The sequence below is a fragment of the Mesorhizobium sp. M2A.F.Ca.ET.043.05.1.1 genome (genome assembly GCF_003952445.1).
Classification (GTDB): domain Bacteria; phylum Pseudomonadota; class Alphaproteobacteria; order Rhizobiales; family Rhizobiaceae; genus Mesorhizobium.
The window spans coordinates 606,446-628,470 of the sequence record NZ_CP034446.1 but is presented as its reverse complement, the minus strand read 5'-3'; the positions used below and the strand labels follow the sequence as shown (position 1 = coordinate 628,470).

The 22,025-nt window shown below is 63.2% G+C and carries 22 protein-coding genes; 10 read left to right on the top strand and 12 right to left on the bottom strand.

Annotation, left to right across the window (positions count from 1 at the left end):
* Window positions 1-132 precede the first annotated feature (132 nt).
* The 4 genes from EJ069_RS03010 to EJ069_RS02995 all read left to right on the top strand — a co-directional run bounded on the left by EJ069_RS03010 (window position 133) and on the right by EJ069_RS02995 (window position 4,063).
* On the top strand, window positions 133-1,161 hold the full coding sequence (locus EJ069_RS03010; RefSeq protein ID WP_126060015.1) for a sulfate ABC transporter substrate-binding protein: 1,029 nt from the start codon (window positions 133-135) through the stop codon (window positions 1,159-1,161).
* A gap of 63 nt (window positions 1,162-1,224) precedes the next feature.
* Window positions 1,225-2,076, top strand: coding sequence for a sulfate ABC transporter permease subunit CysT (gene cysT / locus EJ069_RS03005; RefSeq protein WP_126060014.1), 852 nt, complete (start codon window positions 1,225-1,227; stop codon window positions 2,074-2,076).
* Entirely contained in the window at window positions 2,069-2,953 is an 885-nt protein-coding gene (gene cysW, locus EJ069_RS03000) for a sulfate ABC transporter permease subunit CysW (protein ID WP_126060013.1), read from the top strand. The genes cysT and cysW overlap by 8 nt, the downstream gene beginning before the upstream one ends.
* A gap of 69 nt (window positions 2,954-3,022) precedes the next feature.
* Complete coding sequence (locus tag EJ069_RS02995) at window positions 3,023-4,063, top strand: sulfate/molybdate ABC transporter ATP-binding protein (protein WP_126060012.1); 1,041 nt, start codon at window positions 3,023-3,025, stop codon at window positions 4,061-4,063.
* Window positions 4,064-4,078: 15 nt separating this feature from the next.
* On the opposite strand, the gene EJ069_RS02990 is transcribed toward EJ069_RS02995, so the two are convergent.
* The gene (locus tag EJ069_RS02990) at window positions 4,079-4,477 is read right to left on the bottom strand and encodes a type II toxin-antitoxin system VapC family toxin (protein WP_126060011.1); all 399 of its coding nucleotides are present in this window, start codon (window positions 4,475-4,477) and stop codon (window positions 4,079-4,081) included.
* The gene (locus tag EJ069_RS02985) at window positions 4,477-4,746 is read right to left on the bottom strand and encodes an antitoxin (RefSeq protein WP_126060010.1); all 270 of its coding nucleotides are present in this window, start codon (window positions 4,744-4,746) and stop codon (window positions 4,477-4,479) included. The genes EJ069_RS02990 and EJ069_RS02985 overlap by 1 nt, the downstream gene beginning before the upstream one ends.
* A 230-nt stretch (window positions 4,747-4,976) precedes the next feature.
* Between EJ069_RS02985 and EJ069_RS02980 the strand changes: the two genes are divergently transcribed.
* The 3 genes from EJ069_RS02980 to EJ069_RS02970 all read left to right on the top strand — a co-directional run bounded on the left by EJ069_RS02980 (window position 4,977) and on the right by EJ069_RS02970 (window position 7,972).
* A complete protein-coding gene (locus EJ069_RS02980) occupies window positions 4,977-5,963 on the top strand; it encodes a sulfate ABC transporter substrate-binding protein (protein WP_126060009.1) in 987 nt (328 codons plus the stop codon).
* Window positions 5,964-6,213: 250 nt separating this feature from the next.
* Window positions 6,214-6,663, top strand: a complete 450-nt coding sequence (locus EJ069_RS02975) for an Rrf2 family transcriptional regulator (protein ID WP_040970141.1) — start codon at window positions 6,214-6,216, stop codon at window positions 6,661-6,663.
* 163 nt (window positions 6,664-6,826) lie between these two features.
* On the top strand, window positions 6,827-7,972 hold the full coding sequence (locus tag EJ069_RS02970; protein ID WP_126060008.1) for a hypothetical protein: 1,146 nt from the start codon (window positions 6,827-6,829) through the stop codon (window positions 7,970-7,972).
* A 15-nt stretch (window positions 7,973-7,987) separates the two neighbouring features.
* Here the strand turns inward: EJ069_RS02970 and EJ069_RS02965 are convergent, their stop codons facing one another.
* From EJ069_RS02965 to EJ069_RS02935, 7 genes are all read right to left on the bottom strand, one after another.
* On the bottom strand, window positions 7,988-8,491 hold the full coding sequence (locus EJ069_RS02965) for a gluconokinase (RefSeq protein WP_245456425.1): 504 nt from the start codon (window positions 8,489-8,491) through the stop codon (window positions 7,988-7,990).
* Window positions 8,492-8,526: 35 nt separating this feature from the next.
* Window positions 8,527-9,513 (bottom strand): ABC transporter permease, encoded by a 987-nt coding sequence (locus EJ069_RS02960; RefSeq protein WP_126060007.1) that lies wholly within the window; start codon window positions 9,511-9,513, stop codon window positions 8,527-8,529.
* Window positions 9,510-10,490 carry an ABC transporter permease gene (locus EJ069_RS02955; RefSeq protein ID WP_126060006.1) on the bottom strand — a complete coding sequence of 327 codons (981 nt, stop codon included), beginning with the start codon at window positions 10,488-10,490 and terminating at the stop codon, window positions 9,510-9,512. Before EJ069_RS02955 ends, EJ069_RS02960 begins: the two co-directional genes overlap by 4 nt.
* Entirely contained in the window at window positions 10,487-12,031 is a 1,545-nt protein-coding gene (locus tag EJ069_RS02950; RefSeq protein WP_126060005.1) for a sugar ABC transporter ATP-binding protein, read from the bottom strand. Before EJ069_RS02950 ends, EJ069_RS02955 begins: the two co-directional genes overlap by 4 nt.
* A 75-nt stretch (window positions 12,032-12,106) precedes the next feature.
* Window positions 12,107-13,231: a sugar ABC transporter substrate-binding protein gene (locus EJ069_RS02945; RefSeq protein ID WP_126060004.1), complete on the bottom strand. Its 1,125-nt coding sequence runs from the start codon at window positions 13,229-13,231 to the stop codon at window positions 12,107-12,109.
* Window positions 13,232-13,523: 292 nt separating this feature from the next.
* Window positions 13,524-14,552: a LacI family DNA-binding transcriptional regulator gene (locus EJ069_RS02940; protein ID WP_126060003.1), complete on the bottom strand. Its 1,029-nt coding sequence runs from the start codon at window positions 14,550-14,552 to the stop codon at window positions 13,524-13,526.
* Between the two features lie 157 nt (window positions 14,553-14,709).
* Complete coding sequence (locus EJ069_RS02935; protein ID WP_126060002.1) at window positions 14,710-15,936, bottom strand: MFS transporter; 1,227 nt, start codon at window positions 15,934-15,936, stop codon at window positions 14,710-14,712.
* 249 nt (window positions 15,937-16,185) lie between these two features.
* On the opposite strand from EJ069_RS02935, the gene EJ069_RS02930 reads away from it, so the two are divergent.
* Complete coding sequence (locus EJ069_RS02930; protein ID WP_126060001.1) at window positions 16,186-16,473, top strand: DUF3175 domain-containing protein; 288 nt, start codon at window positions 16,186-16,188, stop codon at window positions 16,471-16,473.
* A 424-nt stretch (window positions 16,474-16,897) separates the two neighbouring features.
* Here the strand turns inward: EJ069_RS02930 and EJ069_RS02925 are convergent, their stop codons facing one another.
* Both EJ069_RS02925 and EJ069_RS02920 read right to left on the bottom strand, forming a co-directional pair.
* Window positions 16,898-17,638 carry a FadR/GntR family transcriptional regulator gene (locus tag EJ069_RS02925; protein WP_245456424.1) on the bottom strand — a complete coding sequence of 247 codons (741 nt, stop codon included), beginning with the start codon at window positions 17,636-17,638 and terminating at the stop codon, window positions 16,898-16,900.
* 137 nt (window positions 17,639-17,775) lie between these two features.
* Window positions 17,776-18,672 (bottom strand): NAD(P)-dependent oxidoreductase, encoded by an 897-nt coding sequence (locus EJ069_RS02920; RefSeq protein WP_126059999.1) that lies wholly within the window; start codon window positions 18,670-18,672, stop codon window positions 17,776-17,778.
* Here EJ069_RS02920 and EJ069_RS02915 point away from each other — a divergent pair.
* Window positions 18,598-19,761: an NAD(P)-dependent oxidoreductase gene (locus tag EJ069_RS02915; RefSeq protein WP_348639356.1), complete on the top strand. Its 1,164-nt coding sequence runs from the start codon at window positions 18,598-18,600 to the stop codon at window positions 19,759-19,761. The two genes, EJ069_RS02920 and EJ069_RS02915, sit on opposite strands and share 75 nt — an antisense overlap.
* A 71-nt stretch (window positions 19,762-19,832) precedes the next feature.
* Here EJ069_RS02915 and EJ069_RS02910 read toward each other — a convergent pair whose 3' ends face one another.
* Window positions 19,833-20,822 (bottom strand): sugar-binding protein, encoded by a 990-nt coding sequence (locus tag EJ069_RS02910; protein ID WP_042637229.1) that lies wholly within the window; start codon window positions 20,820-20,822, stop codon window positions 19,833-19,835.
* A gap of 398 nt (window positions 20,823-21,220) precedes the next feature.
* Between EJ069_RS02910 and EJ069_RS02905 the strand changes: the two genes are divergently transcribed.
* The gene (locus tag EJ069_RS02905) at window positions 21,221-22,015 is read left to right on the top strand and encodes an ATP-binding cassette domain-containing protein (RefSeq protein WP_245456745.1); all 795 of its coding nucleotides are present in this window, start codon (window positions 21,221-21,223) and stop codon (window positions 22,013-22,015) included.
* The last annotated feature ends 10 nt before the right edge of the window (window positions 22,016-22,025 follow it).

Sequence of the window (22,025 nt, the reverse complement as noted above, 5' to 3'; positions counted from 1 at the left end):
CTTGAGGAAGATATTTCTTCGATCGACGGACATACGGCGAAAAATTGCTTCTAGGAGGCGAAAAAGGCAACATTCAATGCATCTAAATTCTATAAACTCGCTAGAGTTCGCAGCAGTTCAACGGAGGCGGGAATGACCAAACCTCATTTCAGGAAACTGCTCGGCGCGCTGGTCGCCACATCTGTCCAGTTCGGCACGCTCGGCTTCGCGTTTGCCGATACGACCATTTTGAACGTGTCCTACGATCCGACACGGGAGCTTTACAAGGCCTATGACGAGGCTTTCGCCGCGCACTGGAAAGCCGAGACCGGCGAGACGGTCACCATCCAGCAGTCGCATGGCGGGTCGGGCGCCCAGGCCCGCGCGGTGATCGACGGCCTCAACGCTGATGTGGTGACGCTGGCGCTCGAAGGCGACATCAACGCCATCGTTTCCAAGTCGAAGAAGATCAATCCCGACTGGCGCAAGAAATTCGAAAACAATTCAGCACCTTACACCTCGACCATCATCTTCCTGGTGCGCAAGGGCAACCCCAAGGGCATCCACGACTGGAGCGATCTGGTGAAGGACGGCGTCCAGGTGATCACGCCGAACCCGAAAACCTCCGGCGGCGCGCGCTGGAACTATCTCGCGGCCTGGGCGTACGCCAACGCGCATGACGGTAATGACGAGGCTAAGACCAAGGAATTCATCGGCAAGCTGTATGCCAATGCCCCGGTGCTCGACAGCGGCGCACGCGGTTCGACCGTCACCTTTGCTCAGAAGGGCCTGGGCGACGTGCTGATCGGCTGGGAGAACGACGCCTATCTGGCCCTCGACGAATTCGGCGCCGACAATTTCGACATCGTCTACCCGCCGACCTCGATCCTGGCCGAACCGCCTGTCGCCGTGGTCGACGCCAATGTCGACGCCAAAGGCACGCGCAAGGTGGCCGAGGCCTATCTTTCCTGGCTCTATTCGAAGGAAGGCCAGACCATCATCGCCAAGAACCACTATCGCCCGGCCAAGCCCGAACTGGTTCCGGCCGAGGACCTCGCCAAACTGCCTGCGATCAAGCTCGTCACCATCGACGACCCGCAATTCGGCGGCTGGAAGAAGGCGCAGCCTTACCATTTCGGCGACGGTGGTATATTCGACCAGATCTATAAGCCGGCCCAGTGAGAGCCTAGCCTCGAAACTGGCGACTGCAATCTGGTTGAGTAAGAAGGGACGATCCAGAACAGCATGACCACAGCACCCGCTCACGCGGGGTGGCGATTCAGACAGCCGAGTGTCATTCCGGGTTTCGGACTGACGCTCGGCTTCTCGCTTGCCTACCTCACGCTCATCATCCTCATCCCGCTGTCGGGGCTGATCTGGCGTTCGGCCGCGCTAGGCTGGACCGATTTCTGGGCTTTGGCCACCGACCGGCGCACCCTCAAGGCGCTCGAAATCAGCTTCGGCACGGCCTTCATCGCCGCTGCCGTCAACGTCGTGTTCGGCACGCTCGTGGCCTGGGTGCTGGTCCGCTACCGTTTCCCCGGCCGCCGCGTCGTCGACGCCATGGTCGACCTGCCCTTCGCGCTGCCCACCGCGGTCGCCGGCATCGCGCTGACCACGCTCTATGCCCCGACCGGCTGGCTCGGCAAATTGCTGATGCCGCTCGGCCTCAAGGTCGCCTACACCCCGCTCGGCATCATCGTGGCGCTGGTCTTCATCGGCCTGCCTTTCGTCGTGCGCACTGTCCAGCCGATCATGGAAGAGCTCGACAAGGAGGTCGAGGAGGCCGCCGCCACGCTCGGCGCCAGCCGCTTCCAGATCATCAGCCGTGTGCTTCTGCCCAGCCTTGCGCCGGCCATCATCACCGGCTTCTCGCTCGCCTTCGCGCGCGGTGTCGGCGAATACGGCTCGGTCATCTTCATCGCCGGCAACCTGCCCTACAAATCCGAGATCGCGCCGCTTCTGATCGTCATCCGGCTGGAGGAGTACAACTATCCCGCCGCCACCGCGATCGCCGCGATCATGCTGGCGCTGTCCTTCGTGATGCTGCTCGTCATCAACCTCGTGCAGACATGGAGTCGCAAGCGCTATGGCTGATCCCGAGATCAAGTCCTACGAGCCGCACCACGAGAGCCGCTCGGCCGCGGTCACCGAAAGCCGTCCCGTCCGCATCACGCTGACGACCGTCACGCTGGTCTTTCTCGGCATCTTCCTCCTGTTGCCGCTGATCATCGTGTTCAAGGAGGCTTTCGCCAAGGGCGTCGGCGCCTATTTCCAATCCTTGGGCGATGCCGACACGCGTTCCGCCATCCGCCTGACATTGCTGGTGGCGGCGATCTCGGTGCCGCTCAATCTCGTCTTCGGCCTTTCGGCCGCCTGGGCCATCGCCAAGTTCGAGTTCAAGGGCAAGGCGTTCCTGACCACGCTGATCGACCTGCCCTTCTCGGTCTCGCCGGTCATTTCCGGCTTGGTCTATGTGCTTCTGTTCGGCGCTCAAGGACTGCTCGGCGAATGGCTGAAGGTGCATGGCATCCAGATCCTGTTCGCCGTGCCAGGCATCGTTCTGGCGACCGTCTTCGTCACCTTCCCCTTCGTTGCGCGCGAGTTGATCCCGCTAATGCAGGAACAAGGCAATGGCGACGAGGAGGCGGCGCTCTCGCTCGGGGCAAGCGGCTGGCAGGCCTTCTGGTATGTGACGCTGCCCAACGTCAAATGGGGGTTGCTCTATGGCGTTCTGCTCTGCAATGCGCGCGCCATGGGCGAGTTCGGCGCGGTCTCGGTGGTGTCCGGCCACATACGCGGCCTCACCAACACCATGCCGCTGCATGTCGAGATCCTCTATAACGAGTACAATGCCGTCGGCGCCTTTGCGGTCGCTTCGCTGCTCGCCGGCCTGGCTCTGGTGACGCTGGTCTTGAAAACACTTCTCGAGATGCGCTACGGCGCCGAGATCGCCGCGACACGCGGGCACTAGATGCATGTCACCCAAAACTGCGTAGCGGTTTTGGGATAATGATATGCGTCAAAGAACTGAGGGATTTGCATGGAAGTTCGCGTCGTCAACGTGCGCAAGGAGTTTGAGCGGTTTCCGGCGCTCCACGACGTGTCTCTCGACATCAAGTCCGGCGAGCTCATCGCGCTGCTGGGCCCATCGGGCTCCGGCAAGACGACGCTGCTGCGCCTGATCGCCGGGCTGGAGCGGCCGACCAAGGGGGCGATCTTCTTCGGCGAGGAAGACGCTTCGCAGAAGTCGATCCAGGAGCGCAACGTCGGCTTCGTCTTCCAGCATTACGCGCTGTTCCGTCACATGACGGTTGCCGACAATATCGGCTTCGGCCTGAAGGTCCGGCACGGCGCCGCAAGGCCCTCGGGCCAGGAAATCCGGCGCCGGGCGCTGGAACTGCTCGACCTCGTCCAGTTGTCGGGCCTGGAAAAGCGCTATCCGGCGCAGCTTTCCGGCGGCCAGCGCCAGCGCGTGGCTCTGGCGCGCGCCATGGCGATCGAGCCCAAGGTGCTTCTGCTCGACGAACCCTTCGGCGCGCTCGACGCGCAGGTTCGCCGCGAGCTGCGCCGCTGGCTGCGCGAGATCCACGACCGCACCGGCCACACCACCGTCTTCGTCACGCACGACCAGGAAGAGGCGCTGGAACTCGCCGACCGCGTTGTCGTCATGAGCCAGGGACGCATCGAGCAGGTCGGCACCGCCGACGACATCTATGACACGCCGAACTCGCCCTTCGTCTACTCCTTCATCGGCGAATCCAGCTCGCTGCCGGTCAAAGTCGAGAACGGCGAGGTCTGGATCGCCGACCGGCCGATCGGACTTGAGGCGCCGCATGCACCGCCCGGAGAGGCGGTTCTCTACTTCCGCCCGCACGACGTCGACCTGCTCGACGGCTGCAGCGGCTGCATCGCCGGCACGGTCGCCGCCAGCCGCCGCGTCGCAGGCACAAGGCGCGTCGAGCTGGAGATCGGCGGCGAGCGCCAGCGCGTCGAGATCGAGCTTCCGGTCGACCATCCCGCCGCGCAGAAGAGCCGCGTCGCCTTCAGGCCGCGGCGCTGGAAGCTTTTCCCGGGTGCTTGATCGCCGCGCCGGGCGTTATTCCAGCCAGTTCTCGACCTTCAGCTTCCCGATGCGGGCGAACTCCGCCGTGTTGGCCGTCACCAGTGTGGTACCTAACGCGCAGGCGTGGGCGGCGATGAAGAGGTCGTTGTGGCCGATGGTCTCGCCTCTGCCTTCCAGCTCGGCACGGAGCACGCCGTACTCGGCATCAACCGGCACATCGAGCGGCAGGACGGGAAGCTCGGCCAGCAATTCCTCGACCTTCTTGAGCAGGTTGGCCGATCCCTTCCTGGCGCAGCCATAACGCAATTCGGAAGCAACCACGATGCTGGTGCAGACGGCGGCGTCGCCCGCGCGCGCCATAGCGCCAGCAGCCTTGCCGGCCGGGTTTCGGATCATGTCGCTTATGATGTTCGTGTCGAGCATGAACCGCATCAAAAAATGTCCTCGGATTCGACGGGTCTATCCGTGATCTCGGGGAAGTCGTCCTCAGGACCGAGCGGAGGTTCTTTCGCCCATTGGGCAAGCAACGCCGTGAGACCTGATTTACGGACCGGCTCGATGACGAGGCGGTCGCCCTCGCGGCTGATCAGCACCTTATCCCCAGGGAGTTCAAACTCGACCGGGATTCGCACCGCCTGACTGCGGTTGTTGCGGAATAGTTTTGCTTCCTTCGGCGGCGTTGCGCGGTGGTGTCGTGCCATGGGTCATTTCCTTGTATATGCCACATGTATATGCTGCGGCGTCAAAAGGCAATCTTTCACCTCCGAACGGGCCCAATCCGCGTCTTCTCTGGAAAGAAATCCTAACAACCGACTCTTCCGGCGATATCTTTTCTCGCTGCGGTACTATCGCGCCTCGCGCATGTCTGGCCGCACATCAGGGTCACGGTTATTCTCCCGCAATTCGTGGATTTTCCTTGGAGCCTGCTTTCATGAAGCGTCTATTGCTCGGCATCGCAGCTGTTGCCGGTCTCGTCCTCGCGTCCTCCCAAGCCTGGTCGGCCGACAAACTTTTGAATGCATCCTATGATGTCGGCCGCGAGTTGTTCGTCGACATCAACAAGGCCTTCGTCGCCAAGCATCCCGGCGTTACCATCGATCAGTCGCATGCCGGCACCTCCGCGCAGGCGCGCGCTATCGCCGAAGGCCTTGCCGCCGATGTCGTCACCTTCAACCAGGTCACCGACGTCGACTTCCTGGTCAAGAAGGGCCTCGTCTCGGCCGATTGGCAGAAGGATTTTCCGGACAACGCGTCGCCCTTCTATTCCCTGCCCTCCTTTCTGGTGCGCGCCGGCAACCCGAAGCACATCAAGGACTGGAACGATCTGGTGCGTGACGACGTGCAGGTGATCTTCCCGAACCCGAAGACTTCGGGCAATGCGCGCTACACCTATCTCGCCGCCACCGCCTACGCCAAGGAGGCCTTCAAGGGCGACGATGCCAAGGTGAAGGAGTTCATCACCAAGCTCTTCAACAACGTTCCGATCTTCGACACCGGCGGCCGCGCCGCCACCACCACCTTCGTCCAGCGTGAGATCGGCGACGTGCTAATCACCTTCGAGTCCGAGACGCGCGGCATCCGCAAGGAATATGGCGACGACAAGTTCGAGCAGGTCACCCCTTCGGTCAGCCTGCTGGCCGAGTTCCCGGTGGCGATCGTCGACAAGGTCGCCGACGAGCATGGCAGCCGCGATCTCGCCAAGTCCTATCTCGACTTCCTCTACACGTCGGACGGCCAGGAGATCGCCGCCGAGAACGGCTTGCGGGTCCGCGACGCGACGGTCGCCGCCAAACACAAGGCCGACTTCCCGGACGTTCGCCTGCTGACGGTGGAGGAGGTGTTCGGTGGTTGGGACAAGATTCAGAAAGAGCATTTCGCCGCAGGCGGGCTGCTCGATAAGGCCTATGGCACCCGCTGAAAGGGTTCCACAATCAGGAAGCGCAAGGAGGCCGGTTTTGCCGGCTTTCTTCTTGTAAGCGGGGCCGCCCGAGTTCGCAGGGGAAATCTCGGTCCCAACGTGAAAAACGTTACGAAGAATCAACGCGTTTGTGCCTAAGCTGCACCGGCAAATTGTTGGGCCAGAGGGCGTTCGACGGTCAAACTGTCATGATTTGCACACAAACAACCGCCAGATGCAGGCGATTGGGGTTTGATGAATTGAATCGGGCATGCTGACCAAAAAAGGCAAATACGGCCTCAAGGCCCTTGTGCATCTTGCCAGCCTGCCGGCTGGCCAGCTTGCATTCGTCAACGACATCGCGGTCGCCAACAACATCCCGAAGAAATTCCTGGATGCGATCCTGGGCGAACTGCGCAATGCCGGCTTCGTCCAGAGCCGCAAGGGCAAGGAAGGCGGCTATCGCCTCGCCCGGCCCGCTTCCGAGATCAAGATCGGCCACGTCGTGCGCGTGCTCGACGGACCGCTGGCGCCGATCCCTTGCGCCAGCCGCACGCAATATCAGCGTTGCGAGGATTGCGACGAGGCAACTTGCCAGGTCCGCCACATGATGCTGGAAGTTCGCCAGGCGATCGCCGAGGTGCTGGACAACCGCAGCCTCGCCGCCATGCGCGACGCCGACAACGACGATTTCCCGGCAGAGCTCACTTCGCAGATCTGAAACGGCTCGCCCTCGACAGAGGCCCCTTGGTTGCTTGTCTGCTTTCGACGCAGTAAAGCGGCAGAGCATGATCCCGAACCGAAGGTCAGCGAACGCAAAAAGTGGGTACCGGTTTTCGGACAAGATCATGCTCCATCTAAAAAGTGGAACGGGGCTCTGACGCATGAGGCTGCCTTGGCTTGGCAATTCCCGCAGGGCCAGCCGGCAGCCAACGTCGAACGATATCTATCATACCGAGATCACCGCCGACGTGCCGGTCCCGGAGCGCAACGAAACCGTTCGCTTCTTCAGCCGCAAGGTAATCCGCCCCGGAAAACTGCGCCGCTTCGTCAATCGGGACCTGCGCGAGAGCCTGCTGTCCTGTTTCTATCTTGGCGTCGCGGCGCTGCTGCCGGTCTCGTCGTGGGAACCCATCTGCGGCCGGGTGTCGGGGCTCCGGCGCAAGCGGCATTTCCGCAAGCAGTTCGCCCGCTACGACATCGCGGTGAAGGCGGTGCTCGGCGACACTGTCGACACGCGAAGAATGTTCGAAGCACAGCTTGCCGCCGTTCACCGCCGGCGGCTGACGCTTGCTGCGCATCTCGTTGCCGGCTGGCGTTGGTCGCCGGCGATCCGCCTCGAAGGCCTCGAGGCTCTGCACCAAGCCCTGCGCAACGGGCGCGGCGTCATCATATGGTGCGACCAGTTCACGGCGCAGACGATCATGGGCAAGCGCGCCTTGCATGAGGCCGGCGTCGAGGCCCATCAGGTAAGCGCGCGGTATCACGGCCTTTCGCCAAGCGAATTCGGCTTGCGCGTCATCAATCCGCCGCTGGTCAAGGTCGAGAACCGTTTCCTGAAAAGCCGGATCGTCTTCGAGCGCACCGACGCCTATCAGGTCACCACGCGCGTCCAGAAGGTCCTGAAAGCAAATGGCGTGGTGCTGATGACCAACACCATCTATGCCGGCTCCGCCTTCGCCGAGGCCGCCATGGGCGAACGTGGCTGGACCCACCTCGCCTCGGCGCCGGCAAACTTCGCCGCACGCGCGGGTGCTGCGCTGTTTCATATGGCGACGATCGAGACGATCCCTTTCCGCCAGTACCGGGCTATCGTCAGCGAGTTGAGCGCAGGCACGCAAGCGCCCGCATTGCCGGCGGGGGACAAAGCGGCGAAGAACCTTGCGGTCCAGGCGGGATACATCCTCTCGAAACGCGACCATATGCTGGAAACGCTCAAACTCTGTCCGGAGCAGATGATGGCCTGGTCGAGCGCCACGCGGCTGACCGAGCGGCCAACCGAGGCCGCAATCGGCAATGACGGCGCCTGAATCCCCCGAACTGTTCTAACCAGCAATCTCTTTCAAGATATCGCCAACACTTCGCGTCCCGTCGGCCGTCACCGCCCGCTCGTCCGCGGCAGGCTCTTCCAGCGTGGCGAACTGGCTGTCGACCAGGCTTGCGGGCATGAAATGGCCCTTGCGATTGGCGACCCGTCGCCAGGCGGTCTCGCGATCGATCTTGAGGTAGAGGAAGACGACCTCCGGACAAAAGCGGCTCAGCCTGTCGCGATAGGTCCGCTTCAGCGCCGAGCATGCCGCCACCGCTTTCCGCCCATCGGCAACGGAACTCGCGATGCGCGCGCCGATGGCGTCGAGCCAGCCCTCGCGCAGCGCATCCGTCAGCGGCTCGCCGCGCGCCATGCGCGCCACATTCTCCGGAGGATGCAGCCGGTCGCCTTCGATGAAGTCGGCGCCGAGAGCCCCGGCAAGCGCTTCGCCGACGGCCGTCTTGCCGCAACCGGCAACGCCCATCACGACGATGGCCGGCGCCGTCCGAAGATCGGTCATGCGAAGCTGCGGTCTTGCGCTTGCCTCATCCACGGTCAGCGGCTTGCCGGCGCGCGCCCGTAGAGCAGAAGCATGGCGACGATGACGACGCCATAGATGATCTGCCGCCCCGCCTCGGGCATCTGCATGACCGAGAGGATGGATTGCAGGAGCGTGATCAGGATCACGCCCGCCACGGTGCCGAGATACGAGCCGCGCCCGCCGAGGATCGACGTGCCACCCAGCACGACGGCGGCGATCGACGGCAGCAGATAGGCGTCGCCCATCGACTGCGCCGCCTTGGACGCATAGCCGGCCAGAAGCACGCCGCCAAAAGCCGACAGGCCGCCGGAGACGGCGAAGGCGATCAGCACGATACGGCGCGTGTCGATGCCGGAAAGATAGGCGGCGCGCTCGCGATTGCCGATGCCGTAGACGGCGCGGCCGAAGCTGGTGCGGGTCAGCACGAAGACCATCGCGGCACCGATCAGCGCCCAGATGATGACGGCGTTGGGAACGCCCGGGATGGTGAAACCGGTTGCCAGATAGCGCATCGCCGCCGTCGCCGAATCCTGTGGCGAGAAACCGCCCGTATAGACCACCATCAGCCCTTGCGCCACGGCATTGGTGGCCAAGGTGATGATCATCGAGGGAATGCGCAGATAGGCGACGCCGATGCCGTTGACGAGGCCGATCGCGACACCGCACAGGACCCCGAAAGGAATGGCCAAAGCGACGCCGACCGATCCGTAGGCGGCGGCCGCGCAGGCCATCATCGCGCCTGTGGCCACGGACCACGGCACGGACAGATCGATCTGGCCGAGCAGGATGACCAGCATCATGCCGGTGGCGATGACACCGAGGAAGGACGCGACCTTCAACTGTTGCAGCAGATATTCCGGCGAAAGGAAGCTGCGCGAATAGAGGCTGCCGAGCAGGAGCAGGATCACAATGCAGGCGAAGGAGGTGACAACAGCCGGATCGGCGCGTCGCAGAAACTTGGGCATGCGGCCGGCGATGCCGCCGATGGTCGTTTCGCTCACAGGAACCACTCCAGCCGGTTGCGCACCCGAAACAGCGCGAAAGCGCCGAGGCTGACCGCGATCAACAGGATAACGCCCTGGAACAGCGGCTGCCAGAGCGGATCGAAGTCGAAGACGAACAAGAGGTCGCCGATGGTGCGGAAGGCGAGCGCGCCGAAGATCGCGCCGATGGCGCTGCCCTTGCCGCCGAACAGCGAAACGCCACCGAGCACGACGGCGGCGATCGAGAACAGCGTGTAGGCGTTGCCGCTCGCATAGGCTGCCTCGCCCGTATAGGTGAAGAAGGTCAGGAACAGACCGCCGATGGCCGCAAGCAGGCCGGCAAGCGTGTAAGCCAGGAACTTTCCCCTGCGAATCGGCACGCCCGACATGTAAGCCGCCGTCTCCGACGAACCGGCCGCATAAGCGGCGCGCCCGAATTCGGAGCGGCTGAACGGCACCCAGACGACGAGCACGATGACGAGCAGCGCCACGAGGCTCGCCGGCACCACGCCGAAGAAACGCCCGGTCAGGAAATCCGCAAGGTCCTCATTGACCGAACCGCCGGGAACCGGCCGCAAAAGCAGCGCCAAGCCGAAAAAGACGGCGCCCGTGGCTATGGTGGCGACAATCGGCTGCAGCCGACCGTAGATGACGATCGCGCCGTTGACGGCGCCGCAGATGAGCCCGGTGCCGAGCACAGCCAGCACGCCAAACGCCGTCTCCAGGCCGGTGCCGATCACCAGCCATGAAGCCATGCAGTTGGTGAGCGTGAAGATCATGCCGACCGACAGGTCGATGCCGGCGGTGATCACCACCAATGTCTGCGCCATGGCGACGAAGGCCAGCAGCACGCCCTTGTTGGCCGCCGTCTGCACGACATTGGCGGTGAAGCCGGCCGGATGGTTGCCGCTGTAGATCGCGAACATGACGATGAAGATGCCGAAGGCCAGCAGCGTTCCGCGCTGCTCGGCCAGCCAGTAACGCCAGTCCTTCACGCGCCTACTCCCTGCCTCGGCCCGGCACCTTCGCCATGGATGTTGAGCGCGCTGGCGATCAGCGCGTGCTCGGTGATCTCGGCGCCGACCAGCTCGCGCTTGACCGCGCCGTCATAGAGCACCAGCACGCGGTCGCAGCAGCCGATCAGCTCGTCATAGTCGGTCGAATAGAACAGGATCGCGGCGCCCGCGTCGGCCAGCTTGCGCATCAGTTGGTAGAGCTCCTGCTTGGTGCCGACATCGATGCCGCGCGTCGGATCGTTGAGCAGGATGATGCGCGGCTGCCGCATCAGCCATTTGGCGATCACCACCTTCTGCTGATTGCCGCCGGAGAGCGCGCCGACAGGGATGTCGAGGCCAGCCGTCTTGATGGCCAAGAGCCCGACCATGTCGTCGATCAGCCGCTGCTCGGCGACGCGATCGATGATGCCGCCTTTCGACAGCCTGTCGAGCGCCGCGAAGGACAGGTTCTCGCGCACCGTCATCGGCAGCATCAGCCCTTCGGTCTTGCGGTCCTCGGGGATCAGCGCCATGCCGATGCGGTCGTGGCTTGCCGCGGTCGGGCTGGCGATCGAAACCGGCTTGCCGTCGATCAGGATCTCGCCTGAAAGGCCGCGCAGCACGCCGAAAAAGGCAAGCAGCAATTCGCGCTGCCCCTGTCCGTCGAGACCGCCGAGACCCACGACTTCCCCTGCCCTGACACTCAACGAGATATTGTCCAGGCGGTCGGCCCAGGAGAGGTTGCGCGCTTCGAGAACCGTCGTCGCGGCCGCATCTGGACCGGGTTTCGGCGGGAAGATATGGCTGTATTCGCGGCCGATCATCAGCTCGACCACTTCATTGTCGCTCTTCGAGCCGGCGGGGTAGCTGGCGACGTTGCGACCGTTTCGGAACACCGTGCAGTGGTCGGCGAGCTCGGCGATCTCGTTCATGCGGTGCGAGATGTAAAGCAGCGCCAGTCCTTCCGAGCGCAGCCGCTTCAGCACCTCGAACACCTTAGCGACGTCGGCCGCCGTCAGCGCCGAGGTTGCCTCGTCGAGGATCAGGATACGCGGTTTCCGGGCCAGCGCCTTGGCGATCTCCACCATCTGCCGGCGCGACAGCGGGAGATCCTTGACCAAGGCGCGCGGATGGATGTCGGAAGCTCCTGCGCGTGCCAGCGCTTCTTCCGCGATGCGCCGCTGCGCCTTGCGGTCGATCATGCCGAAACGCTTCGGCGGATCGGAAATGACGATGTTGTCGGCGACGCTCAGTTCCGGGATGAGCGACAGCTCCTGGAAGATGCAGACGATGCCGGCCTGATTGGCGGCCGCCGGTGAGGCGAAGCTCACCTCACGGCCATCGAGCGTCATCGTGCCTTCGTCGGGCGCCACGACGCCCGCCATGATCTTGATCAGCGTCGATTTGCCGGCGCCGTTCTCGCCCAGAATGGCGTGGATACCGCCGGCGGTGACCGTCAGGTCGGCCTTTTCCAAGGCCCGCACGCCGCCATAGCGCTTGGATATGCCTTCCATGCGGAAGAGCGGAGCCGCGCCGTCCATCAGCCCTCCCCGGCCGTTTCGAGTTGAGAACAAGGGGACGGTGCCGCGAGCTCGCCGCGGCACCGTCCGGTCAGACTATTTGTTTTCCTTGGTCTGGCCCATGATTTCCTGCGCGGTGAAATTGATACCGCAGGTCGGGAAGGAATTGCCGACGAAGAAATTGTCGGACTGGTCCGGGAAGAAATCCTGGCCTGCCTTGAAGTTCGGATCTTCGACGATGGCCAAAGGCAGCTTGACCGATTGCGGCACGACATTGCCTTCGAGTGCCGAGATCGCGGTCTTGATGGCAACCGCCACCTGTGCGGGGCCAGTGCCGGCGGACGAGCATTTCAGCCCATCGGCGGCATGCGCGGCGCAGAACTTGCGGAAGCCGTTTTCCGTTTCGCCGCCGAACGGCACGAAAGGATGCTTCGCGTCGATCATCGCCTGCACGATGCCGGTGTCGCCGCCCTGCCCCGTGATGCCGTCGAACGGTCCGCTGGTGGCGATGGCATCGGCCGTGGCCTTTTGCGCCACGCCGTCATCCCACTTGCCGACGACCTCCGTGACATTCCACTTCTTGCCCGATCCATCCAGCACCTCGTGGATGCCGTTGTGGCGATCGGTGTCGACCGAGGTGCCGGCAACGCCGCGCACCTCGAGCACTTTGCCGCCATTCGGCACATGCGCGACCAGCCATTTGCCCCAGAGCTCGCCCAGGCCCTTCTGGTCGACATTGACGTTGATGGCATCCTTCGTGTCGAGGATGTTGTCGAAGGCGACGAGCACGACGCCGGCTTCCTTGGCGCGCTTGATGACCGGCCCGAAGGCGGTCGGATTCTGGGCGTTGACGACGATCGCGTCAAAGCCCGAATCGATGAAGTTGTTGATCGCCGAAATCTGCGCCGGCACATCCTCACCGGTCGACACGACCTTGAATTCCTTGAGCTTCTTGGCGACATCCGGCTGCGCCGCGTAGGCCTTGGCCGTCTGGATCATCTGGATGCGCCAGGTGTTGGCGATGTAGCCGTTGGCAAGCGCGATGCGGTAAGGACCGTCTTTCTTCGGAAACTTGAAAAACTGCGTGTCGGCCGCCCATGGCGCAAAGCAGTCCGGCTCTGCCGCGGGTCCCTTGACCACTTCAGGTCCGGCAATCGCCGACGAACCCAGCATGACGAATGCAGTGGCGGCAATGACACCGCCAACGAGTGACTTGATCATCGATATTCCTCCCAGTTGCAGTTCTGCTTGTGATAAATCCTGGCGCTCACGGTCGGCACCTCCGCCCACCACACACGCCCACAGGGACGACCACGTCGCCCTGATCCTCCTCTCCCCCTCAGCGTTCCTGGCAATTTAGAAAACTATCATATTATACATAATAAACAAGCAACGACTGTTGCTTATGTATAATAAACAGCCTCTGATCCCACCGAATGTCGATTTTACAGACAAATGGTAGCGCTACCATGATTGACTGTAAAGCGGTGCCTTCGACATTTTTCCAGGCTCTTCAACGCGCGGTGCTCTCGCGCCGCATGAGCTCGAAACCGAGATCGACGATCCGCCGTTCCGGCCGGTTTCCGGCGATCGCCGCAAGCGCCATGGCGACGGCGCGGGTGCCGATTTCATAGCGGTGCGTGCGCACGCTGGTGATCGAGGGAAACGACACCTGCATCATGTCGAGATCGTTGAAGCCGACAATGCCGATCTGTTTTGGCACGTCGATGGAAGCGCGACGGCATTCGAACAGGACGCCGAGCGCGATATCGTCATTGTTGCAGAACACGCCGTCCAGCGTCGGCATCTTGGCCAGCGCGTCGCGGAACAGCTCGCGCCCGAGGCTCACGCTTGACGGCACCGGCGTCGTGGTGACCAGCCGCGGATCGAACAGCCCGGCAGCCTCCATGGCGGCGCGGTAGCCGGCAAGGCGCCGCTGCGAACGCGGATCCATCCTGGCGCCGATGAAGCCGATCTTGCGATAGCCGGCCTGCAGAAGGTGCTCGGTGGCCGTCCTGCCGCCGTCGAGATGCGAGAAGCCGACCATCATATCGACCGGGTCCGGCCCGGTCTCCATAACCTGCACCACCGGGCAGCCGGCATTCTCCAGCAACCGTCGCGCGCCGGGGGTCTGGTCGATGCCGGCCACGATCAGCGCCGCCGGACGTTGCGATCCGAAAACCTGCAGCAGCCGCTCTTCCTCCAGGCCGGAATAATGCGTGTTGCCGATCTGGATGCGGAACGGGCTGTCGGAAAGACTGTCATAGATGCCGCGCACCACTTCGGCGAAGACGTTGTTGGTGAGCGAAGGCACCAGCACGCCGAACACCTCGGCGCGCGCCGAGGCAAGCGCGCGCGCGTTCGGGTCCGGCACGTAGCCGAGTTCGTCGACCGCTGCCTGGATCTCCCGGCGAAGGTCCTGCGACACCCGTCCGGGCTCGCGTAGCGCGCGCGACACCGTGATCGCGCCGACACCCGCCTTGCGTGCCACATCGGCAATGGTCGGACGGCCGCCGCCGCGGCGGGAGCGCGGCTTGGTCAAGGGCGAGCCCCGTGCGGCAAATCCCGCCCGCTGCGCGCCCGCAATGCCATTGACCTTGGTGTCGCCATCTCGCAGTCCGCGTTCACTGGCCTTGGCGTCGCGCAGCCGCGATTTGTTGTCAAGCCGAGCGTATTCCCGGAAATGCCGGCACGCGCCGTCAGGCCACGACGATGACGCTGCGTCTTGCCTTCCAGAACACCAGAAGCATCACCAGGATGTTGAGCAGGTTCCAGGCAATCCCGTTCAGGAAGGCAGCCGAATAGGAACCGGTGAGGTCGTAGATCCAGCCCGACATCCAGCCACCGATAGCCATGCCGAAAATGGTCGCCATGATGACGATGCCCACGCGTTGGCCGGCCTCCTTGGCGGGCATGTATTCCCGCACGATGATCGCGTAGCAAGGCACGATGCCGCCTTGCGACAGGCCAAACACCAGCGAGACGACATAGAGCGAGGCAAGCCCGTCGAAGGGAATGTAAAAGAACAGCGATAGGCATTGCAGAACCGAACCGATCAGCAAGGTCCTAATCCCCCCGATCCGATCGGCGACAAAGCCGGAAGCAAGGCGGCTGACGACGCCGGCGGCCATCATGATCGAAAGCATGTCGGCGCCATGCGCGACGCCATAGCCGAGGTCCAGGCAATAGGCGACGATATGCACCTGCGGCATCGACATCGCTACGCAGCAGCCCAGACCAGCTATCACCAGCAGCATCTGAAGCGCCGCCGGCGACAATGCGATCGGCTGGACCGGGCGCGTGCCTGGCGAGCCTGCGACAACCGCCGGAGCACGCCGGCGCAGCATCAGAACCAGCGGCACCATCGTCGCCAGGCACGCGATGCCGATCGCCAGATAGGTGAAGCGCCAGCCCTCCGCCCGCATCAGCGGCGGTATGATCGCCGGCCAGACCGTTCCGGCGAGATAGCTGCCGGACGCAGCCGTAGCCACCGCAACGCCACGCCGGCGATTGAACCAGTGGGAGATGTCGGCGATCAGCGGTCCGAAAATAGCCGATGTCCCCAACCCGATCAGCAAGCCTTGGGCGAAGGTGAACTGCAGGATTGAACCGGAGAGCGACGCAAGCAGGAAGCCGGCAGCCAGCGCGGTTGAGGAAGCAAGCGCCGGGATCCAGTAACCGACACGATCGATGGCGCGCCCGACCAGCACATTGCCGGCAGCGAAGCCGACCATGGTCGCAGTGTAAGGCATCGAGGCCGCCGCGCGATCGACGCCAAACTCGGCCTGGACCGCCGGCAGAACGACGACCACCGCCCACATGCCGACGCCTCCAATGGTCGCCAGCAATACGGAAATGGCCAGCCTCGTCCAGGCATAAGCACTGTCTATGCCCGGGGGCGCTGCATTGCTGGAGATCGTCTTCAAGGCGTTCCTGTCCGCTGTTCTCGAAGTCGGCGGTTCGCCTCCACTATCGGCGCATTTGCCGGGCCGAGCAGCGCCACGACCGGCCAATCCGTGGCACCAGAACCGGGAACCCCTCTCATTTCCTGGAGTTCTGCCTCAGAGCAATTCCAGGAAAAGTGTCTAACGGTTTTCCGTCCGGAATTGCTGGAGACAAAGAAATGGAGCGGTTCGGCGGCAAACCGGTGAACCGCTCTGGCAAGGAGTTTCGCCATGACCGCAAAGAAGAAATGGTCGGCAGACGTGACCGAGCACAGCGATGCGCTGGATCTCGAGGAGCACGTCTTCGAATCCGACGACGCCAGGAAGATCGCCGCCTCGCTGAAGCGTTCGGCGGAGCACAGCGACCGCCGCAAGGCGGAGCCGTTCCAATCCGCCATGTCGATGCTGAATTTCTACATCAACCGCGCCGGCAGGAACCTGCCCGAGGAGCGCAAGAAGGTGCTGGAAAAGGCAAAGGATGAGCTGCGCGTCGCCTTCGGCCGCGAGAAGCAGGATTAAGGTGGTTGCTCGGAGCGACTAGCACCAGTTCCTTAACACAGGGATCTTAAATGATCGCAGACTTGTCGAGCAACGCCATCAACGTCCGTGGGGGTGGCCAGCGCAAACCCTGGCGATGAGCTGAAGGCTCCCGAACCTCGTCATTCCAGGGCGGAGCAAGGAGCGAAGCGACGCGCGCAGACCTGGAATCCATGCCGTTACCTGGACCGAGGTGTGCAACGGTGCAGAATTCTGGTACCGCCGCGGCACTCCCAAGTCACGGCATGGATCCTCGGGTCTGCGCGCGTCGCTTCGCTCCTTGCTCCGCCCGTGGATGACGACCGCGATAGGCGTCTCGGCCAATCGCCAAGGCATGGAATCTGCCAACGCACACATGGGTAGCGGTCAAAGTTTCTGTGCCGGAAAACTGGCCCAGTACAAGACCTTAGCGAGATTGAATGACTTCGTCGGTATTCGCCAACAACTTGCGGACCGCGTTGCGCGCCGCATCCGGTCTCTTCAGGCGGATATTCCTCTCGATCGCCTCATGCAGCTTCTGGACATGCTGCAGATCGTCCAGCTCTCGTGTCGTGTAGGCGAAGAGATGGTCGAAGGCGGATTCGATCAGCACGCCCAACGGCACCAGGAGGTCGTTGCCCGAGGCCCGCAGGATTGCGAGGTGGAAGCGCGTGTCGGCGCGGGTTCGCTCCTGCAGGTTGGTGGCCTCGCCCATCTCGCGGCAGGCCTGGCTGATCTCGGCCATCTGCTCGTCGGTGCGCCGCATCGCCGCGAAGGCCGTCGCCTCCGGCTCGATGATGTGGCGGAATTCCTGCACCGTCTTCAGGAAAACCTCGCGATCCGGCGACGTCGCGTACCAGGCGAGCACGTCGCGGTCGAGAAGGTTCCAGCGTTCCTTCGGCTCAACCCAGCTGCCGATCTTCGGCCGCGACGCCAGAAGGCTCTTCGCCATCAGCATCTTGATCGCCTCGCGCACCGCGGAGCGGCTGACGTCGAAGGTCTCCGACCATTTCGCTTCATTGGGCAGGATGGTGCCCGGCGGATAGTCGCCGCGCACGATGCGAAGCCCGATCTCGCTGGCCAGAGAGGTGTGCACGCTGGCGCCGGGGATGCGTGGCGCGTCTGCCCGGCGGAAGCCGGCCGGACGCTCCGCGGCCGCCGTCTTCATCGGCTTCTTTTCGTTATTCGGCTTCGCGTCCCGCATAGGTCCACAAAATCCCGTTTTCAGAGCCTGTCAAGCACGGCAAACCCGCTTTGCCACAACCTGCTGAGATGTGCACAGATCACCCCGCTCTTGGCCTCGCCTTAGGCCGTTTTGACGTATTTGCGCCAGCTGTGCTCAGGTCGGAAGCCGAGCACGTCGCGCGCCTTGCGGTTCGAAAGCAGCGTTTCATATTCGCCGAGTTCGGCCTTGACTGGCACCCCCGGATAGAAGCGCTTCAACAGCTCCGCCGTCGGCAGGTCCGACGAGGTATCGTCATTGGCCGCGTTGAACACCTGGTAGCCAAGGCCGTCCTTCTCGATGGCGCGCAGGGTGATCTGGCCGAGGTCGCGCGCGTCGATGTAGCTCCAAGCGATGCGCTTGCGGAAGCCGGGATCGGCGAACCATTTCGGGAATAGCGAATATTCATGCGGTTCGATGACGTTGCCGATGCGCAGCGCATAGATGTCGGCGCCGCTGCGCATCGCGAAGGCTCGCGCCGTCTTCTCGTTGACGATCTTCGACAGCGCGTAGGAGTCCATCGGGTCGACGTCATACTCCTCGTCGAGCGGAAAATGCGTGGGATTGCGCGGCTCGTTGGCAAAGACCAGCCCGTAGGTCGTCTCCGAAGAGGCGATGATGACCTTGCGGATGCCGAGCTTCACCGCCGCTTCGATGACATTGTAGGTTCCCATCGCGTTGATGCGGAACACCTCGTTGTCCGGCGTGATCATGATGCGCGGGATCGCCGCGAAATGCACCACCGCGTCGACCGGCTGGGCCCTCAGCGACGGATCGAATTCGTGCAGGCCCATATAGCTCGACAGCGCGTTGAACACCTGCCCGCTGTCGGTGATGTCGGTGATCAGGGTGCGCACCTTCGGATTGTCGAGCGGCCTGGTGTCGATGTTGAGGACCTGGCAGCCATGTTCGACCAGATACTGAACGACATGCCGGCCGGCCTTGCCGCTGCCGCCGGTGAACATGATCCGCTTCGTCATTTTGCTCTCCACAAGGCTCGGGAATTTAGTGTATTGTCAGACAATAAGGTATTCCGCAATCGCTTGCCAACCGCGATCCGCGGAAACCTTCTCGACAAATGCCCGCCGCGCGGGCGCGCCCAGCACCACGAAAGACGGGGAAGAGACGACATGAGCACCACCGCTGCCCGCGAGAATATCGGTTTCATCGGCCTAGGCCTGATGGGGCACGGCATCGCCAAGAACATCGTCGACAAGGGCTATCCGCTGACCTTCCTTGGCCGCAAGAACCGCAAGCCCGCGGAAGACCTTTTGGGACGCGGCGCCAGGGAAGCGGCCACCTCCAAGGAGGTGGCGGCGGCTTCCGACATCGTCTTCGTCTGCGTCACCGGCTCGCGCGAGGTGGAGGCGATCATCCGCGGCCCCGGCGGGCTGAAGGAAGGCCTGAAGCAAGGCTCGGTGGTCGTTGACTGCTCGACCTCCGACCCGGTCTCAACCGTGGCGCTCGCCGCCGAGCTCAAGGCGCTCGGCGTCGATTACATTGATGCGCCGCTCAGCCGCACGCCGAAGGAAGCCTGGGAAGGCACGCTCGACGCCATGGTCGGCGCGCCGGACGCGGTGTTCGCCAGGCTGAAGCCGGTGATCGAGACCTGGGCCGGCCGCATCGTCCATATCGGCGACACGGGCGACGGCCACCGCATGAAGCTGCTCAACAACTTCGTCTCGCTGGGCTACGCCGCGATCTATTCGGAGGCTCTGGCGCTGGCGCAGAAGGTCGGCATCTCGCCGTCGCGCTTCGACAGCGTCATCCGCAACGGCCGCATGGATTGCGGCTTCTACCAGACCTTCATGCGTTGGACCTTGGAGGGCGACCGCGACGCGCACAAATTCACCATCGCCAATGCCTTCAAGGACCTGACCTATCTGGAATCGATGGCGGGCGCGGCCGGCATCGCCAACCCGCTCGGCAACGCCACCAAGAATTCCTTTGCGACGGCGCATGCCGCCGGTCCCGCCGAGCAATATGTGCCGATGCTTGCCACTCACATCGGCAAGCTCAACGGCGTCGACCTGATGCCTTCGAAGGACGGCGTGAAGCAGAAGATCTGAGACCAATTTCTGAAAAAGTGAGGGGGCGCCTTGTGGGCGCCCCCTCGTTTTTTCGACGGTTCCGATGCAGCCTACTTCTGGATGCAGGTGTCGGCGGTTTCCTTGGTGCATTCGTCGAGGCCGGTGAAGACCGGATCGTCGACCTTCTTGCCGCCGATCAGGTCGAGCATTACCGAAGGCGCCTTGTAGCCCATTTCGAACGGTCGCTGGCCGACCAGCGCGGTCACGAGGCCTTCCTTGGCGATCGCCACCTCGTCGCCGATCGTGTCGGCCGCGCCGATGACGAACTCGTTCTTGGCGATCTTGTCGGCCATCGGCTTGAACAGGTCGCGATAGGGCTGCGGAGCGCCGAACAGCGGCCAGCCGCCCATGATGCCGAAGGCGTCGAGCTTCGGGTTGGCGGCAAGGATGTCGGTCATCGCCTGCACGCCCTTGGCGCCGTCGTCATTGGTGAACACCGGGCAGCCGGGTGCTTCGGTCCAGCCGCCTTCGCCGGCAAGTGCCGCGAGGCCCTCCTTGCCGGTCAGCGCGTCGCGCATGCCTTGCGCGCGGCGCAGGATGTTGTCGGCCGCCGGATTGCCCTCGATGGTGCAGATCGTGCCGCCATTCGGCTTGGCCTTCTTGATGTACTCGCCGATCTTCTTGCCCATCAGGTAGTTGTCGGTGCCGAGATAGGTCTTGCGAAGGGCGGCGTCTTCCTTGGTAAGGTCGGCGTCGACCGTCATGATCGGGATCGACGGATTGGCGCTCTTGATCGTCTGCGCGATCAGCGGCGCGTTCGACGGCGAGATCGCCATCGCGACCGTGTCAGGCTTGCTCAGCATGTCCTGCACGATCTGCGCTTCACCCGCCTCGTCCGAGGTCGATGCCGGGCCGGTATAGAAGCACTCATATTCCGAGCTGGCGTTTTCCTTGTTCCACTTCTCGCAGCCTTGATGGATGGCTTCGAAGAACGGATTATCGAGACCCTTCACGACGATGACGAGCTGTTTCTTGGCCAAAGCCGGCCCGGCGCCCAACGCCATTGCGGCGACGGCGGCAAGCAAAAGTGTTTTCCTCATATCAGTCCTCCCTTGAAACAGACGGACACCGCGTGCCCGCCACACCGATCAGACCGGATGCGCAAGAACGATGTAGAGCATCTTCCCAATGCTCGTGTTCCGGGCCGGACTGATAAGCATTTGCCGATCCGTTTGCGCCAGTACCGGCGCAGCCGAATCCTTGATCGTCAAGCCATTTGCCCCTTCCGCCCTATGCGCGCTCGGTGGGCAAATTATTCCTCCGAGGCTAGCTAATATCGGCTTTTCGCCAACGGTCAATTCCTATTTGTCCTACAAAACCGATTTTTTGTCGAGTCTCGAAATTAATCGTCAGACAATTGATTGACGGCTTTGCCGGCTTTTGCCTAAATGCATGTATCGCGCCGTTCGTGAGGAGATGGACGGGCGGAACGCAAGCGCTGCTGGCAAACCGGCAAACTGCTGCGTCAACATGGGGAGGCTTAAGGCTGGTGTCGGTTCTCGAACTCGCCAACATCTCGAAGCATTTCGGCGCCATCCAGGCGGTCAACGACGTCTCGTTCTCGCTGGAGGCCGGCGAGGTCGTCGGCCTGATGGGCGACAACGGCGCCGGCAAGTCGACGCTGGTCAAGATGATCGCCGGCAATTTCCGCCCAAGCCACGGCACCATGCATCTGGAGGGCAAGGAGATTGTCATGCACAAGCCGGCGGAGGCCCGCCAGCACGGCATCGAGATCGTCCACCAGGACCTTGCGCTGTGCAACAATCTGACGGCCGCGGCAAACGTCTATCTCGGCCGCGAGCTGCGCCGCGGCATCGGCCCGTTCCGCATCCTCGATTATGCGGCGATGTACAGGCGCGCCGGCCAGCTCTTTGCCGAGCTGAAATCCGAGACGCGGCCGCGCGACCTGGTCAAGCAGATGTCGGGCGGCCAGCGCCAGGCGGTGGCGATCGCCCGCACCATGCTGTCGCAGGCCAAGATCGTGCTGATGGACGAGCCGACGGCGGCGATCTCGGTCCGGCAGGTGGCCGAGGTGCTGAACCTCATCCGCCATCTGCGCGATCAGGGCATCGCGGTTGTGCTGATCAGCCACCGCATGCCGGACGTGTTCGACGTCGCCGACCGCGTCATCGTCATGCGGCGCGGCCGCAAGGTCGCCGACAAGAAGATCGCCTCGAGCTCGCCCGAGGAAGTCACCGGGCTGATCACCGGCGCCATCGAACAGGTGGCATGACTCACGGATT